Below are 14,481 nucleotides of genomic sequence, written 5' to 3'. Positions count from 1 at the left end.
CCCTTCTTACTTCAGCATCTGCACCGACCCGTTCACCGAGACCGTGACTTGGGTCTTGCCGCCTTCGACCGGCACCGGCACCGCGGCGTCGGCCATCATGGCCTTGGCGGCGCCGTACATGCGCGGCACCGGCGGCACCATGCCGGTCTCATTCACGTTGACTTCACGGATGGTGTAGCTGTTGTAGCCGAACAGCCTGGTGGTGGCCTGCGCCTTGCTGCGGAACGAGGCGATGGCCTGCTCGGCGAGCTTGGTCTCGGCGGCCTCGCGCGCTTCGCGCGACAGCGAGAAGGCGATGTTCTGCACCTGCATCTGGCTGGCCAGCTCGCCCGCGAGTTTCGATACCGCCCCGAAGTCGCGCGACTTCAGGATGACCTCCGAGCGTCCGCGCCAGGTGCTGATGCGCCCGTTGCGGTCGGTGCTGGGGTGGATGGTGAAGCCGCCGGATTCGGCGGTCACGCCCTGCACGCGGCGCGCCTGCGTGATGACGGTCTGGGTCCGGGTCGACAGGGCCGAGGAAATTGCCGACGGTTCCGCGCCTTCCTGTTCCGCTGCCAGCGTCAGGTGCACGATATCGGTCGGCACCTCGGTGACGGCCTGCGCGGTCAGCGACAGCACGCCCGACGGCGTTTCAGTGGGTCCGCCGTGCGCCGAGGCGACGACGGCGGTGGTGCCCAGCAGGGTGGCGGCGAGCCATTGTTTCATGCGGTTCTCCCAATCAAACGTGATGGCTGTCAGACGCGGCCCGGGAGGCAATCGTTCCGCGACATTGCAAACGATTGTTGCGAGGATGCCGGCGTGGGTGTCTCTTCGCCCGTGCGGGTGAGAAGGCGTTCAGAATGCCTGCCAGGCCTTCCACAGCATATAGGTCGCGAGGCACAGCAGCAGCACCGCGAAGACCTTGCGCAGCTGGCCCACATCCATGCGGTGCGCGGTGCGCGCGCCCAGCGGCGCGGTCAGCACGCTGGCCGCGGCGATCACCAGCAGCGCGGGCAGGTAGAGATAGCCGAGCGAGCCCGCCGGCAATCCGGGCGCGTGCCAGCCGCTCCAGATATAGCCCGCCACGCTGGCCGCGGCAATCGGGAAGCCGAGCGCGGCCGAGGTCGCCACCGCATTGTGGATCGGCACATTGCACCAGGTCATGAACGGCACCGAGACAAAGGCGCCGCCCGCGCCCACCAGGCTCGACAGGAAGCCGATCACGCCGCCCGCGCCGGCCATGCCGGCGAAGCCCGGCAACTGGCGCCCGGGCCTGGGCCGCCGGTTGCGCAGCATCTGCAGCGCCGAGAAGCCGACGAAGCCGGCGAACGCCAGCGACAGCCAGCTGGTCTTCAGCGCCGCGAAGACCTTGCCGCCGCCGACCATGCCGCCGATCACGATGCCGGGCGCGAGCGCCAGCACGATGGGCCAGCGCACCGCGCCGCGCTTGTGGTGCGCGCGCACGGACGACAGCGAGGTGAACAGGATGGTGCCCATCGAGGTGGCTATCGCCATATGGACGATGGCTTCGCCGGCAAAGCCCAGGCTGGTGAACAGCAGCGTCAGGAACGGCACCATCATCATGCCGCCGCCCACGCCGAGCAGGCCGGCACAGAAGCCGGTGAAAGCGCCCAGCGCAAGCAGGGCGGGAATCAGCACCGGCAGGTTGTCGAACGGCATCGTGTCTGGAAGGTTGTTGTTATTGTGATGGCCTTGCCGCGCAAGGCCAGGTCCTGCGCACCAGCGCTCAGCCCATCAGCTTGCCGGTGATATAGCGCCATTCGGCCGGCGTCACCGGCGTGATCGAGAGCCGGTTGCCGCGCCGGAGCACCACCATGTCGGCCAGCGCTTCATGTTCGCGCAGCTCGGCCAGCGGGATCAGCCGGCTCTTGCGGTCGAAGCGCACGTCGACCAGCAGCCAGCGCGGCGCCTCCGGCTTCGAGGCGGCGTCGAAGTAGGGGCTCTTGCGATCGAACTGCGTGGGGTCGGGGTAGGGCACGGAGCAGACCTCGGCCAGGCCGGCGATGCCGGGCTCCGGGCACGACGAGTGATAGAACAGCACGCCGTCGCCGATCTGCATGGCGTCGCGCATGAAGTTGCGCGCCTGATAGTTGCGCACGCCGGTCCACGGCAGCGTATGTTCCCGGGCCAGGTCATCGATGCTGGCTTCGTCCGGTTCCGATTTCATCAGCCAGTACTGGCGGGCGCGTTGGTTCTGGTTAGGGCTCACGGCGCTGCTCAGGAAAGGAGGGCCCGCGCGGGAAAACACGGGCAAGCATGCGGGCAACCATGCAGGCAAAAGAAAAGGCGATGGTTCAGAAAACCACCGCCTTTTTCAGGGGGTCCCCGCCTCGGCCGCTGGGTCGGCATCCTGAACCCAAGTGAGGTTCAGAGTGGCTGCGGAAGTCGCATTTCGGGTACATCATCCACTCAGGGAGTCCAGGCCAGGCCCGGACTATGAATGCGACGACGCGCTCGCCCACGCGACATAATCCCGCACCATGCAATGCATATCGGTTCAAGGAGTTTATGACCCTCACGAACCAGGCAGGGAAACTGTCAAACGTCTGACTGTCCACAATGCGGGATGTCAGACGTTTGCCGTTTCTAACTAGGATGGGATGAAAACGGCGGCCAGGCGCGGTAACCTGACCTGTCAGCTGCACTTCTGTGGTGCCTCGTGCAGTCTGGCTACACTATACACCGCGTTGCAGGCCATACCAAGTGCGCTCGCGCGTGTCGTTACATTTTGCGCGGCAGCGCGGCATCCGCAGCACATCCCATCCGGTGCTGCTCAGCCGCGCGTACCGGTGCCCACGTGGGCATACTGTCGCAGGGCCTCGTCGGCGCGGTCGTTCAGTTCGCGGATGCGCGCGCGGATGGCGTCGACCGGGATCGCGCCTTCTTCCTGTTGCTTGCGCTGCAGCGACAGCAGGTCCGAGGCGATGCTGATGGCGGCCATCACCGCCACGCGCTCCACACCCTTGGCCGCGCTGCCGTTGCGCAGCTTGTTCATCTGCGTGTCGACCAGGGCCACCGCCTCGAGCAGCGCGGCCTCGTTCTCGGGCGCGATGGCAAAGCGGTAGGCCTGGCCGGCGATATTGACTTCGACTTGCTTGTTGCTCATGCGTGTTCTCCGGGGGCCTTGTGCGCTTCGGCGCCCTGCGCCACGGCCTCTTCGCCGAGCAGGTCGAGCTGGCGCGTGTCGCTGGCGGTCGGGAGCTTGTCAAGGATGGACTGGATGCGCAGCTGCGCTTCCTCGATCTTGATATTGAGCAGTTCGCGGTCGGCGGCCATGGCCTCGCGCTCGCCGCGCAACTGCGCGGCTTCGCCCTCCAGCCGCGCGATCTCGTCGCGCAGCCGCTGGTTCTCCGCCGCCAGGGTGTCCGCATGATGCAGCACGCGCCCGATCTTGGCGGCCAGTTGTTCGAGTTCGGTGAGCATAGGGCCTGTCATGATGGGAGTAGTGTCAGGTATCGCGATTCTAGCCGATGCGCCGGCGCGCACAATGCGGAGGAAAGGTTTGTGACCGGCCGCCCGCATGGAAGTTGCAGGCTTCTGCACACAAGAGGCCGCGAGAATGTGACAAAACGCTACCGGGCAGGGCCTTCACGCGTTAGGGTCGTCGCGTTGACGCGGGGGGCGAAACGCCCTAGACTCGCGCACGTTCCAGGTGCTCGCCCTTTTCGTCCCTGGCGAAAGGGCAGTTCAACGGGAAACAGGGAGCCGGGCCGGCTGCGCGCCGGACAGGCCAACCTGTGCTGCCCCCGCAACGGTAAGCGACCGCGGTGCGCATGCGCCAGCCACGCCGCTGGCAAGGCCCGATCCGTCATCGGATGCGCGGCCACATGCCCGCAGGACCGGCCACACGCCACTGAACCGCAGGTTCGGGAAGGCGCCGGTTCCGTGTCGCCAGCCCGGATACCGGCCTGAACGCGGGCTGCCGCCCGTGCGCGGCACGCCTCATCGCCATATGGCCCGCGGGGGAACGGGCCTGGCCGTTCCTATCCAGTCCTGCATCATGCGTTCATCGCTTCACAGGTCGACCCGCCCGGCAAGCCCGGCGGTGCGTCCGTTCGTGCCCGCCATCCTGGCGGCCATGGCCTCGTTCACCCTCGTTCCCGGTACGGCATCCGCGCAGGCAGCGGACAGCAATGCCGCGCAGCTCGCGCCGGTGGTGGTCACTTCCACGCGCACCGCGCAAGCCATTACGGAGGCGCTGCCGCATACCACGGTGGTCACGCAGCAGGACATTGCCAATGCGCAGGCACCCGACCTGCGCACGCTGCTGCGCAGCCAGGCGGGCGTGGAGTTCGCGACCAACGGCGGCATGGGCAGCAATACCTCGCTGTTCATGCGCGGCGCCAACTCGAACCAGGCGCTGATCCTGATCGACGGCGTCCGGGTGTCGTCGGCCAGCAGCGGCACCGCGCAGCTGGCCAATATCCTGCCCGACCAGATCGACCGCATCGAGGTGGTGCGCGGCAACGTCTCGGCGCTGTACGGCTCGGACGCGATCGGCGGCGTGGTGCAGATCTTCACCAAGAGCGGCGCGGGGCAGCCGCCTGCGGCCAACGCGGCGGTGGAGTATGGCAGCAACAACACGCGCCAGGGCACGGTCGGCTATGGCGGCCAGGTCGGCGATACCTCGTTCAACCTGACCGGCTCGGCGTTCAAGACCGACGGCTTCTCGTCGATCAATACGAAGCAGGCGCCGCGCGCCAATCCCAACGACAACCCGTACGAGAACCAGAGCGTGTCGGGTCAGGTAAAGCACCGCTTCACACCCAACTGGGATGCGGGCATCACCGGTTATTACTCGAAGAGCAAGCTGTCGTTCGACAGCGCCTTCGGCCGGCCCACCGACGAGAACCGCACCAACAGCGAGCTGTACACGCTGTCGGCCTTCGTCAACGGCAAGCTGGGCGCGGACTGGACCACGCATTTCAAGCTGGCGCAGAGCGAGGACCGCAGCGATACCTTCCTCAACGGCCGGCCCAACGGCACCTTCAATACCCGCAACCGGCAGTTCAACTGGCAGAACGAGTACGCGCTGGCCCCCAGCCATACGCTGCTGTTCGGCACCGACTACCTGCAGCAGGAGCTGGACTCCAGCGCCTACGGCGCACCCACGCGCAATGTGTTCTCGGTGTTTGGCGGCTATGACGGACGCTTCGGCAAGCACCAGCTGCAGCTCAACGCGCGCAACGACCACTATTCCGACTTCGGCAACCAGGGCAGCTTCTTCGCCGGCTATGGCTACAACCTGACCGACGCGTTCAAGCTGATCGCCAACGTCAGCAACGCCTTCCGCGCACCCACCTTCAACGAGCTGTACTACCCCAACTTCGGCCAGCCCAACCTGCAGCCCGAGCGCGCCAGGTCACTCGAGGCCGGCGTGCAGTACACCACCGCCAGCGCCGGCCTGCTGCGCGTGACTGCCTTCGAGACCCGCTACCGCGACCTGATCGTGTCGGCACAGCAGCCCAACGGCATGTTCCTGGCGCAGAATGTCAACGACGCCAAGGTGCAAGGCATCGAGGCGTCGTGGCGAGCACGGGTCTACGGCACCGACATCGGCGCCAGCGTGACCTTCCAGAATCCGGTCGACGAGCAGACCAACACCCAGCTGCTGCGCCGCGCGCGCCGCCATGCCGCGCTGGACGTGGGCCGCGATATCGGCAACTGGCGCTTCGGCGGCGAATGGCTGCTGTCGTCGTCGCGCATGGACGCCGGCTCGCGCCGGCTGGGCGGATACGGTATCGTCAACCTCAACGCCCGCTACAACATCGACAAGCAATGGTTCATCGCCGCCCGCGTCGAAAACCTGTTCGACAAGGACTACCAGCTCGCCTACCCCTACAACACGCAGGGGCGCGCGGGCTTCATCACGCTGGGCTGGCGCCAGCGATGAGCGCGCGGGCGCGCCCTGAGTTCCATGCCTGAGTTCCGGCGCGCGCTGGCGATCTGGCTGGTGCTGGCGCTCGCGGCGCTGCTCGCGTTCGCCTTGTCCTTGGTGCTGGGCAGCGTCGCGCTCGATGCGCGCGAGCTGTGGCGGGCGCTGAGCGGGGCCGACGACGGCACCGCCGGCGCCATCGTGCATGAGCTGCGCCTGCCGCGCGCGGCCGCGGCCTTTGCCTGCGGCGGGCTGCTGGCCCTGTCCGGTGCGCTGATGCAGGTGCTGCTGCGCAACCCGCTGGCCGAGCCCTACGTGCTGGGCGTATCGGGCGGCGCCTCCACCGCCGCGCTGCTGGCGATGCTGGCGCTGGCGCCGTGGTGGGGCGTGCAGGCGGCAGCGGCGATCGGCGCCCTGCTGGCGATGGTGCTGGTGGCATCGCTGGCGCGGCGCGACCTGCTGCACCCGCAGGTGCAGGGCGGGCACCGCGAAGCCGGCGCGCGGCTGCTTCTCACCGGCGTGATCCTCGCCGCCGGCTGGGGCGCGGTGATTACGCTGATCCTCTCCGTCGCGCCGGAGTCGCGCCTGCGCGGCATGCTGTTCTGGCTCACCGGCGACCTGGGCGGCACCGCCAGCTACGGCGGCGCGCTGGCCACGCTGGTCGCGGCGCTGCTGCTGGCCATGCCGCTGGCGCGCGCGCTCAATGTGATGCTGCTGGGCGAGACCGTGGCGCAGTCGCTGGGCGTGCGCGTGGGCCGGGTGCGGCTGGTGACGTTCATGCTGGCGTCGCTGTGCATTGCCGCGGCCATCACCACCGCCGGCTCGATCGGCTTTGTCGGGCTGGTGGTGCCGCACCTGGTGCGGCTGGCCTGGGGCAACGACCAGCGCCTGCTGCTGCCGGCCGCGACGCTGCTGGGCGGGGCGCTGCTGATGGCGGCCGACCTGATCGCGCGCACCGTGGTGGCGCCGGCGCAGTTGCCGGTGGGCGTCATCACCGGGCTGCTGGGCGTGCCGACTTTCCTCTACCTGCTGTTGCGGAGGCCGCGATGAGCGCCGCCGCGCACTGGTCCCTGCCGCTCGCGGCCTGCCCGCGGCTGACGCTGCGCGACCTGCGCTTGCGCACCAGCCAGCGCGTGCTGGTGGACCGGCTGAGCCTGGCCATCGGCGCCGGCGAGCTGTGGTGCATCGCCGGTCCAAACGGTGCCGGCAAGTCCACGCTGATGACGGTGCTGGCCGGATTGCGCCACGCCGACGGTGGCAGCGTGGAGATCGACGGCACGGCGCCGGCCCTGGTCGACCCCGCGGTGCTGGCGCGCCAGCGCGCCTACCTGCCGCAAGCCGTGCACGACACCTTTCCGATGCCGGTGCTCGACGCCGTGCGCGTGGGGCGCCATCCGCACCTGTCGGGCTGGGGCTGGACCGGGCGCGAGGATGACCGCATCGTGCACGACGTGATCCGCGCCATGGATATCGAGCCGCTCGTTGCGCGCGATGTGCTGACGCTCTCCGGCGGCGAGCGGCAGCGCGTCTCGCTGGCCGCGGCGCTGGCGCAGCAGGCGCCGCTGCTGTTGCTCGACGAGCCGGTCTCGCACCTGGACCTGCGCCACCAGATCCTGGTGCTGGAGCAGCTGGCCGCGCTGGCCAGGGCGGGGCGCCATGCCATCGTGGTGATCCTGCACGACCTGACGCTGGCGCTGCGCTACGCCACCCATGCCCTGCTGATGGCCGAAGACGGCACCGCGCTGCACGGCCCCGCCGCGCAGGTGCTGACCCCCGAACACTGCTCGCGCGCGCTGCGTACCGCCATCGTCAGCGTCAGCGACGGCGCGCATACCGCGCTGATTCCCGATGGCGCGCGCCCGACCTTACCCAACTCACACCATGACTGAACACCAGAACCCCGCCGCGCAGGACCCCGACCGCGATGCCCGCCACAAGGCGCGCATGGTGCGCAAGAAGGAAGTCGTCGACGCGAAGATTGCCGCCGCGCAGGACGAGCGCGGCGTGATCGTCATCACCACCGGCAACGGCAAGGGCAAGTCCAGCTCCGGCTTCGGCATGGTGGTGCGCGCGCTCGGCCATGGCATGCGCACGGGCGTAGTCCAGTTCATCAAGGGCGCGCAGCCTACCGGCGAAGAGATGTTCCTGCGCCGCTTTCCAGCCGAATGCGCCTTCCACGTGATGGGCGAGGGCTATACCTGGGAAACCCAGGACCGCGCCCGTGACGTGGCCAAGGCGCAGGCCGCCTGGGAGGTGGCGCGCGGCATGCTGCGCGACCCCGGCATCGGCCTGGTGCTGCTCGACGAACTCAACATCGCGCTCAAGCTGCACTATCTTGATGTGGAACAGGTCATCGCCGACCTGCGCGCGCGCCCGCCGATGCAGCACGTGGTCATCACCGGCCGCGGCGCGCCGCCGGCGCTGGTGGAGGCGGCCGACACCGTTACCGACATGACCCCGGTCAAGCACGCGTTCCAGCAGGGCATCAAGGCCCAGCGCGGCGTGGAAATGTAGCCCTTTTTTCTGAGTACCCGATCCAGGCATCATGCAGTTTCCCGAAATTCCTCCGCTCGACGATGCCCTGCGCCCCGTGCTGCAGGCCGCCATCGACGACAAGACCAAGCCCCTCGGCGCGCTCGGCCGGCTTGAAGCCCTGGCCTTGCAACTGGGCCTGATCCAGGGCACCGCGCGGCCGGTGCTGCGCCGGCCCACGGTGATCGTGTTCGCCGCCGACCATGGCGTGGCCGATGCCGGTGTCAGCGCCTATCCGGCCGAGGTCACGGCGCAGATGGTGCAAAACTTCCTGGCCGGCGGCGCGGCGATCAACGTGTTCTCGCGCCAGCACGGCATTGCGCTGGAGATCGTCGATGCGGGCGTGCGCGTGCCGCTGCCGGCGGCGCCGGGGCTGGTCAACTGCCGCATCGCCGACGGCACCCGCAACTTCGCCAACGAGCCGGCGATGACGCCGGAACAGGCCGCCGCGGCGATGACCGCAGGCATGGCGCGCGTGCTGCGCCATGCGCAGCAGGGCTGCAACGTGATCGGCTTCGGCGAGATGGGCATCGCCAACACTTCGGCCGCGGCCTGCCTGATGCAGCGTCTGACCGGCCTGCCGCTCGAAGACTGCATCGGGCGCGGCACCGGCCTGGACGACGCCGGCCTGGCGCGCAAGCGCGAGGTGCTGGCCGGCGCGCTGGCGCGGCATGCCGATGCGCAGGCGCCGCTGGACGTGCTGGCCACCTTCGGCGGCTTCGAGATCGCGATGATGGCCGGCGCTTTCCTCGCCGCCGCGGCCAGCCGCATGGTGATCCTGGTCGACGGCTTTATCGCCACGGCCGCGCTGCTGGTGGCGCAGCGGCTGGATCCCAACGTGCTGCAGTACTGCGTGTTCACGCACTGCTCGCACGAGCGCGGCCACCGTGCGCTGCTGGCGCAGTTCGACGCCGCGCCGCTGCTGGCGCTGGACCTGCGCCTGGGCGAAGGCACCGGCTGCGCGCTGGCGTGGCCGCTGCTGGCCTCGGCCGCAGCGTTCCTGAACGAGATGGCCACCTTCAGCGGCGCCGGCGTCAGCACCGCATCGCCATGAGCGCGCCGACCGACCCGGTGCCCATTCACGAACCGGCCGGACCACGCAGCCCCGCTGGCGTGGCCGGCGAACTGCGCTATTTCCTGACGGCGCTGGGCTACTTCACGCGCGTGCCGTTGCCCGGCTGGCTGGCGCGCTGGGTCGGATTCGAGCCGCACTACCTGCACGCCGCCGCGCGCTATTTTCCGCTGGTCGGGCTGTTGGTGGGCGGCGTGGGCGCGCTGGCCACCTGGGGCGCGGCGCTGTGGTGGCCGCCCGGCGTGGCCGTGCTGCTGGGCATGGCCGCGACGCTGCTGCTGACCGGCGCCTTCCATGAAGACGGGCTGGCCGATTGCGTCGACGCCTTCGGCGGCGCATGGCGGCGCGAGGACGTGCTGCGCATCATGCACGATTCGCGCATCGGCGCGTTCGGCGCCATCGCGCTGGTGGTGGCGCTGCTGCTGAAGTGGCAACTGCTGGTGGCGATCGCCGGGCGCGGCGGCATGGCGGTGCTGCTAGCCGTGCTGGTTGCCGCCCATGCCGCCAGCCGCGCGATGGCGGTCAGCTATCTCGCCACGCTGACTTACGTGCGCCCCGAGGGCAAGGCCAAGCCGGTGGCGCAGAAGCTGGCCGGCGCTGGGCTGGTGTTCGCGCTGCTGTGCGGGCTGGTGCCGCTGTGGCTGGTGTCGCCAGGGTTCTGCGCGGCGGCGGTGGGGACGCTGCTGGTGCTGCGCCTGCTACTCGGCCGCTACTTCGTGCGCCGCATCGGCGGCTATACCGGCGATTGCCTCGGCATGGCCCAGCAATGCGCCGAGATCGGACTCTACCTGGTGGCCGCCGCATGGACGTGGTCCTGATCCGCCATGCGCAGCCGCAGGTGCCGGCGGGTACCTGCTATGGCTGCCTCGACCTGCCGCTGCTGGCGCCGCTGACGCCGCCCGCGGCACGGATCGTTGCCGGCCTGCCGGCACCCGATCGCATCGTTGCCAGCCCGCTGGCGCGCGCGCTGGGCACGGCGCAGGCACTGGCCCAGGCATGGCCGGGCGGCGTGCCGGCGATCGACACCGAACCCGGCCTGCGCGAAATCGACTTCGGCAGCTGGGAGGGCGTGGCCTGGGATGCGATCGACCGCGGCGCGCTCGATCAATGGGCGGCCGACCTGCTGCATGCGCGTCCGCATGGCGGCGAATCGCCGGCACAGGCGATGGCACGGGTCGTCGGCTGGGCCGCGACGCTGGCCGCGGACCGTACCCGCTGCCTCTGGGTGGTGGGCCACGCCGGGCCGATGCGCATGCTGGCGGCGCACTGGCTGGGCGTGCCGCTGGCGGCCACGGTGGACTGGGAGCTGGGCTTCGGCGCCAGCTGCGGGTTCCGGCTGGGGCAGGGCGCGGCGCGGCTAAGCTGGTGGAACCGCGCCGGCTGATCAGCGCGCGGGCCGCCGGCTGCGCGCGGTGTCGAGGTCCTTGCAGATCTGTGCGGCACCCTGGACCGCGCGCGGGCCGGCACGGTTGATCAGGTCGCCGTCGATCACGAACAGGTTGTTGCGCGCCACTGCCGTGACCTGCTTCCAGCGCCGCCACATCTCGAAATCGGGCAGCGGCTGGTCCGAGCGCGTGGCACCGATCCCCGCCGTCACCATTGCTTCCGGATTGCCCGCGATCACCGCTTCGACCGACACGGTCGGCACCAGCGGCGCCTCGGCGGCGAACAGGTTGCGTCCGCCGCACAGCGTCAGCATGTCGCTGACCAGGTGCTGGCCGTTGAGCGTCATCAGCGGTTGCTGCCAGACCTGGTAGAACACGGTGACCGGCGGGCGCGCCGCATAGGTCTTGCGCAGCGTTTCCACCTGCTGGCGGAAGCCGTCGGCGGCGCGCCGCGCGGTGGCCTCGGTGCCCAGCAGCGTGCCGAGCTTCTCGATGGTGTCGGGGATTGCCGCCAGCCGGCGCGGCTCGCTGTAGAACACCGGGATGCCGAGCGCGCGCAGCCGGTCGGTCTGCTTCTGCGCATTGCCGTGGCGCCACACCACGATCAGGTCCGGCTTGAGCGCGGCAATGCGCTCCAGGTCCAGCGCCTTGTTGTCGCCCACGCGCGCGATCTCGCGCGCCTGCGGTGGGTAGTCGCTGTAGCTGACGGTGCCGGCGATGCGGTCGCCCCCGCCCGCGGCGAACAGCATCTCGGTGACGTGCGGCGCCAGCGAAATCACGCGGCGCGCCGGCTGTGCGAGGGTCACGGTCTGGCCGGTGTCGTCGATGGCGGAGACCGTGGCAGCGGCGGGCAGCGCTGGCAGCAGCAGGGCGGAGGCAATCAGCGGGATCAGGCGGTTCGGCATGGCTTGCGTCAGAGAGTCAGGCAGCGGCCGCCAGCGCCGCGTCCAGCCGCTGCCAGGCGAGAGGCTGGTCCGGCGGCAGGCCAAGGCGCAGGCTCGGGGCGCAGCCGCCGGCGGCATCGAAATAGCGGGTCCAGACCCCGTGCTGCGCCAGGCCGTGGTGCAGCCGCGCGGCGTCGCGATGCGGGACCCAGCAGAACAGCGGGTGCGTCACCGGCGGCAGGCAGTGGCGGTCCAGCATGCTGGCCAGGCGCGCGCCGCAGGCCTGCAGCCGGACCCGGGTGGCCTGCTGCCACGCCGCGTCAGCCAGCGCGCGGCGCGCCACCTCGCGCGCCGGGCCGGCGACGGTCCAGTGGCCCAGGCGCGCGCGCAGCGCGTCCAGCAGTGCCGGCTGCGCCAGCACGAAGCCGCAGCGGATGCCGGCCAGGCCGTAGAACTTGCCGATCGAGCGCAGCACCACCAGCCCGGGGCTTTCACTGTGCGCGGCGACGGAAGCGCCCGGCAGGCAATCGATAAAAGCTTCGTCGACCAGCAGCGTGCCGCCGCGCGCGGCCAGCGCGGCATGCCAGCGCAGCAGCGTCGCGGCGGGCAGCACGCGCGCGGTCGGGTTGTTCGGGTTGACGACGACCAGATGATCGAGCGTGTCGGTCAGCTCGGGCCGCGTGAAGTCCGCTTCGTCCAGCAGCGCCACGGTATGCCCCGCGGCAGCGAACGCCGGCGCGTATTCGCTGTACCCCAGCGCGGCGATGCCGACGCGGCCCGGTCGCAGCAGCGCCGGCAGCGTGCGGATCGCGGCCTGCGAGCCGGCCACCGGCAGCGCATGGGGCGCGCCGCATGCCGCCGCGGCCAGTTCGGCCAGGCCGTCATCGTCCTGCGGCAGCCGCTGCCACGCGTGCGCCGGCAGCGCCGGCACCGGATAGCCATCGGGGTTGATGCCGGTGGAGAGGTCGAGCCAGTCGTCGGCGGGGCGGCCGTAGCGGCGCACCGCGGCCAGCAGGTCGCCGCCATGGCGGATCGGGGGCAGGGTGGTGTTCATGCCGGTGCGGATACCATCAGTGCGGCGAGCGCGCTGGCGCCTGCCAGTGCCAGCCACAGCCACAGCGTGCGTTCGACCAGCCGCAGGCAGGCCATCACATGCGCTGCCTGCGGCGCGGAGCCGGCGCCCAGCGGCGGGCGTGGCTCGATTTCACCGTGATAGCGCGCCGGGCCGCCAAGCCGCACGCCAATGGCGCCGGCACCCGCGGCCATCACCGGGCCGGCATTGGGGCTCGACCATGCCGGGGCCTGCGTGCGCCAGCAGCGCAGTGCCTGCGCGGTGGCGCCGAGCAGCGCATACGACAGCGCGGTCAGCCGTGCCGGCACCAGGTTGAGCGCATCGTCGAGGCGCGCCGCGGCCCAGCCGAAATACACCAGCCGAGGCGTGCGGTAGCCCCACATCGCATCGAGCGTATTGGCCAGCCGGAACACGATCACGGCCGGCGCGCCGCCGACCAGGAACCAGAACAGCGCGCCGAACACTGCGTCGTTGCCGTTTTCCAGCGCCGATTCGCAGGCGGCGCGGGCCAGTGCTTCGGTGTCGGCATCGGCGGTGTCGCGCGAGACGATGCGCGCGGTCAGCGCGCGCGCCGCGGGCAGGTCGGCTACGGCCAGCGCGCCGGCGATCGGGGCGATATGCTGGTGCAGGCTGCGCGCGCCCAGCGCCGCGTACAGCGCCAGCGCATGCAGCGCCAGTGCGGCGCGCGGATGCCAGCTCGCCGCCGCGGCGACCAGCCACCATGCCAGCGCCGCCGGCGCCAGCACCAGCACGCACCAGCCGGCAAGTCCGGCGAGGCGCTGGCGCCATGGCGCGCTACGTTGCGGGGGTGGGTTGAGGCGGCGTTCCAGTGCGGCGGCGATGCGGCCGAAGCCGACCAGCGGATGCCAGCGCCGCGGCTCGCCGAGCCAGCGGTCCAGCAGTGTCCCGATCCATGCCGCTGCCACGCATGCCGGCCAGGCCAGCATCAGCATGCGGGATCGGGGCCCTTTACCGCCACCGGGATGCCCGCCACCAGCAGCCGCACGCAGTCTGCCGCGGCGGCCAGCTTCTGGTTCAGGCGGCCCAGTTCATCGACATAGAAGCGGGTGATGGCACCCATCGGGATCACGCCGAAGCCGATCTCGTTGGAAACCAGGATGACGTGGCCGGGCAGCGTCGGCAGCGCGTTGAGCAGCGCCTCGATTTCTTCGGTGAACGCCGCCGGCGGCGTAATCACGCCGTGCTCGGGGTAGCTGCGGCCATCGGGAAAGAGCAGGTTGTTGATCCACAGCGTCATGCAATCCACCAGGATGCAGCCGTCGTGGCGCGCGTTGGCATAGAGCGCGTCGGCCAGGTGCACCGGCTCTTCCACCAGGCGCCAGTCGGCGGGGCGGCGCGCGCGGTGCAGGGCGATGCGGACTTCCAGTTCCTGGTCGGCATGGGCCGGGTCCTGGCGCGCGGTGGCGATATAGGTGACCGGCCCGCCGGTGATGGTGGCGTGGTCGGTGGCGAGTTGTTCGGCAAAGTGGCTCTTGCCGGAACGGGCGCCGCCCAGCACCAGCGTCAGCTGGCGGCCGCCAGTGCCCCTGGCGGCTGCGCGCGGCTGCGCGGCGGGGGCGGTGCCGGACGCGGTGGCGGGTGCGATGGCCGGGGTTTCCATCCGCGTATTGTAGCCGCCGCATCCGGGCATGGCACGGCCC

At 70.4% G+C, this 14,481-nt stretch carries 16 protein-coding genes, 1 other RNA gene and 1 riboswitch; of the genes, 7 read left to right on the top strand and 10 right to left on the bottom strand.

The features are described 5' to 3' along the window. Positions 1–6: 6 nt before the first annotated feature. From RALTA_RS11920 to RALTA_RS11900, 6 genes are all read right to left on the bottom strand, one after another. Entirely contained in the window at positions 7–705 is a 699-nt protein-coding gene (locus tag RALTA_RS11920; protein ID WP_012353685.1) for an SIMPL domain-containing protein, read from the bottom strand. Between the two features lie 129 nt (positions 706–834). Continuing rightward, the gene (locus tag RALTA_RS11915; RefSeq protein ID WP_012353684.1) at positions 835–1,659 is read right to left on the bottom strand and encodes a sulfite exporter TauE/SafE family protein; all 825 of its coding nucleotides are present in this window, start codon (positions 1,657–1,659) and stop codon (positions 835–837) included. Positions 1,660–1,726: 67 nt separating this feature from the next. Next, complete coding sequence (locus tag RALTA_RS11910; RefSeq protein ID WP_025583946.1) at positions 1,727–2,209, bottom strand: EVE domain-containing protein; 483 nt, start codon at positions 2,207–2,209, stop codon at positions 1,727–1,729. Positions 2,210–2,318: 109 nt separating this feature from the next. Beyond that, positions 2,319–2,536: non-coding RNA, 6S RNA (ssrS, locus tag RALTA_RS29055), on the bottom strand. Positions 2,537–2,773: 237 nt separating this feature from the next. After that, positions 2,774–3,106, bottom strand: a complete 333-nt coding sequence (locus tag RALTA_RS11905; RefSeq protein WP_012353682.1) for a cell division protein ZapA — start codon at positions 3,104–3,106, stop codon at positions 2,774–2,776. After that, positions 3,103–3,423, bottom strand: coding sequence for a hypothetical protein (locus RALTA_RS11900; protein ID WP_012353681.1), 321 nt, complete (start codon positions 3,421–3,423; stop codon positions 3,103–3,105). Before RALTA_RS11900 ends, RALTA_RS11905 begins: the two co-directional genes overlap by 4 nt. A gap of 210 nt (positions 3,424–3,633) precedes the next feature. Next, positions 3,634–3,926: riboswitch (cobalamin riboswitch) on the top strand. Positions 3,927–4,000: 74 nt separating this feature from the next. Between RALTA_RS11900 and RALTA_RS11895 the strand changes: the two genes are divergently transcribed. The 7 genes from RALTA_RS11895 to RALTA_RS11865 are packed head-to-tail and all read left to right on the top strand — an operon-like array spanning position 4,001 to position 10,863. Next, the gene (locus tag RALTA_RS11895) at positions 4,001–5,893 is read left to right on the top strand and encodes a TonB-dependent receptor domain-containing protein (protein WP_012353680.1); all 1,893 of its coding nucleotides are present in this window, start codon (positions 4,001–4,003) and stop codon (positions 5,891–5,893) included. 24 nt (positions 5,894–5,917) lie between these two features. Beyond that, positions 5,918–6,925, top strand: a complete 1,008-nt coding sequence (locus RALTA_RS11890; RefSeq protein ID WP_012353679.1) for a FecCD family ABC transporter permease — start codon at positions 5,918–5,920, stop codon at positions 6,923–6,925. Next, entirely contained in the window at positions 6,922–7,764 is an 843-nt protein-coding gene (locus tag RALTA_RS11885) for an ABC transporter ATP-binding protein (protein WP_012353678.1), read from the top strand. The genes RALTA_RS11890 and RALTA_RS11885 overlap by 4 nt, the downstream gene beginning before the upstream one ends. After that, a complete protein-coding gene (gene cobO / locus RALTA_RS11880; RefSeq protein WP_012353677.1) occupies positions 7,757–8,389 on the top strand; it encodes a cob(I)yrinic acid a,c-diamide adenosyltransferase in 633 nt (210 codons plus the stop codon). Before RALTA_RS11885 ends, cobO begins: the two co-directional genes overlap by 8 nt. 31 nt (positions 8,390–8,420) lie before the next feature. Continuing rightward, positions 8,421–9,461, top strand: a complete 1,041-nt coding sequence (gene cobT / locus RALTA_RS11875) for a nicotinate-nucleotide--dimethylbenzimidazole phosphoribosyltransferase (RefSeq protein ID WP_012353676.1) — start codon at positions 8,421–8,423, stop codon at positions 9,459–9,461. Beyond that, positions 9,458–10,297, top strand: a complete 840-nt coding sequence (locus RALTA_RS11870) for an adenosylcobinamide-GDP ribazoletransferase (protein ID WP_012353675.1) — start codon at positions 9,458–9,460, stop codon at positions 10,295–10,297. The genes cobT and RALTA_RS11870 overlap by 4 nt, the downstream gene beginning before the upstream one ends. Next, positions 10,282–10,863, top strand: a complete 582-nt coding sequence (locus tag RALTA_RS11865) for a histidine phosphatase family protein (RefSeq protein ID WP_012353674.1) — start codon at positions 10,282–10,284, stop codon at positions 10,861–10,863. Before RALTA_RS11870 ends, RALTA_RS11865 begins: the two co-directional genes overlap by 16 nt. On the opposite strand, the gene RALTA_RS11860 is transcribed toward RALTA_RS11865, so the two are convergent. The 4 genes from RALTA_RS11860 to cobU are packed head-to-tail and all read right to left on the bottom strand — an operon-like array spanning position 10,864 to position 14,471. Further along, positions 10,864–11,769, bottom strand: coding sequence for a cobalamin-binding protein (locus tag RALTA_RS11860; protein ID WP_012353673.1), 906 nt, complete (start codon positions 11,767–11,769; stop codon positions 10,864–10,866). Between the two features lie 16 nt (positions 11,770–11,785). Next, positions 11,786–12,802, bottom strand: coding sequence for a threonine-phosphate decarboxylase CobD (gene cobD / locus RALTA_RS11855; RefSeq protein ID WP_012353672.1), 1,017 nt, complete (start codon positions 12,800–12,802; stop codon positions 11,786–11,788). Continuing rightward, on the bottom strand, positions 12,799–13,773 hold the full coding sequence (locus tag RALTA_RS11850) for a CobD/CbiB family cobalamin biosynthesis protein (protein ID WP_012353671.1): 975 nt from the start codon (positions 13,771–13,773) through the stop codon (positions 12,799–12,801). The genes cobD and RALTA_RS11850 overlap by 4 nt, the downstream gene beginning before the upstream one ends. After that, positions 13,767–14,471, bottom strand: a complete 705-nt coding sequence (cobU, locus tag RALTA_RS11845; RefSeq protein ID WP_012353670.1) for a bifunctional adenosylcobinamide kinase/adenosylcobinamide-phosphate guanylyltransferase — start codon at positions 14,469–14,471, stop codon at positions 13,767–13,769. The genes RALTA_RS11850 and cobU overlap by 7 nt, the downstream gene beginning before the upstream one ends. Positions 14,472–14,481 lie beyond the last annotated feature (10 nt).

The organism is Cupriavidus taiwanensis LMG 19424 (assembly GCF_000069785.1).
GTDB lineage: Bacteria > Pseudomonadota > Gammaproteobacteria > Burkholderiales > Burkholderiaceae > Cupriavidus > Cupriavidus taiwanensis.
The sequence above is the reverse complement of the archived record's forward strand: the minus strand, read 5'-3'. Positions and strand labels throughout refer to the sequence as shown.

Coding starts and splice junctions, on each gene's coding strand:
- RALTA_RS11920 (WP_012353685.1), bottom strand. CDS start 705: ATGAAACAATGGCTCGCCGCCACCCTGCTGGGCACCACCGCCGTCGTC.
- RALTA_RS11915 (WP_012353684.1), bottom strand. CDS start 1,659: ATGCCGTTCGACAACCTGCCGGTGCTGATTCCCGCCCTGCTTGCGCTG.
- RALTA_RS11905 (WP_012353682.1), bottom strand. CDS start 3,106: ATGAGCAACAAGCAAGTCGAAGTCAATATCGCCGGCCAGGCCTACCGC.
- RALTA_RS11900 (WP_012353681.1), bottom strand. CDS start 3,423: ATGCTCACCGAACTCGAACAACTGGCCGCCAAGATCGGGCGCGTGCTG.
- RALTA_RS11895 (WP_012353680.1), top strand. CDS start 4,001: ATGCGTTCATCGCTTCACAGGTCGACCCGCCCGGCAAGCCCGGCGGTG.
- RALTA_RS11890 (WP_012353679.1), top strand. CDS start 5,918: ATGCCTGAGTTCCGGCGCGCGCTGGCGATCTGGCTGGTGCTGGCGCTC.
- RALTA_RS11885 (WP_012353678.1), top strand. CDS start 6,922: ATGAGCGCCGCCGCGCACTGGTCCCTGCCGCTCGCGGCCTGCCCGCGG.
- cobO (WP_012353677.1), top strand. CDS start 7,757: ATGACTGAACACCAGAACCCCGCCGCGCAGGACCCCGACCGCGATGCC.
- cobT (WP_012353676.1), top strand. CDS start 8,421: ATGCAGTTTCCCGAAATTCCTCCGCTCGACGATGCCCTGCGCCCCGTG.
- RALTA_RS11870 (WP_012353675.1), top strand. CDS start 9,458: ATGAGCGCGCCGACCGACCCGGTGCCCATTCACGAACCGGCCGGACCA.
- RALTA_RS11865 (WP_012353674.1), top strand. CDS start 10,282: ATGGACGTGGTCCTGATCCGCCATGCGCAGCCGCAGGTGCCGGCGGGT.
- RALTA_RS11860 (WP_012353673.1), bottom strand. CDS start 11,769: ATGCCGAACCGCCTGATCCCGCTGATTGCCTCCGCCCTGCTGCTGCCA.
- cobD (WP_012353672.1), bottom strand. CDS start 12,802: ATGAACACCACCCTGCCCCCGATCCGCCATGGCGGCGACCTGCTGGCC.
- RALTA_RS11850 (WP_012353671.1), bottom strand. CDS start 13,773: ATGCTGATGCTGGCCTGGCCGGCATGCGTGGCAGCGGCATGGATCGGG.
- cobU (WP_012353670.1), bottom strand. CDS start 14,471: ATGCCCGGATGCGGCGGCTACAATACGCGGATGGAAACCCCGGCCATC.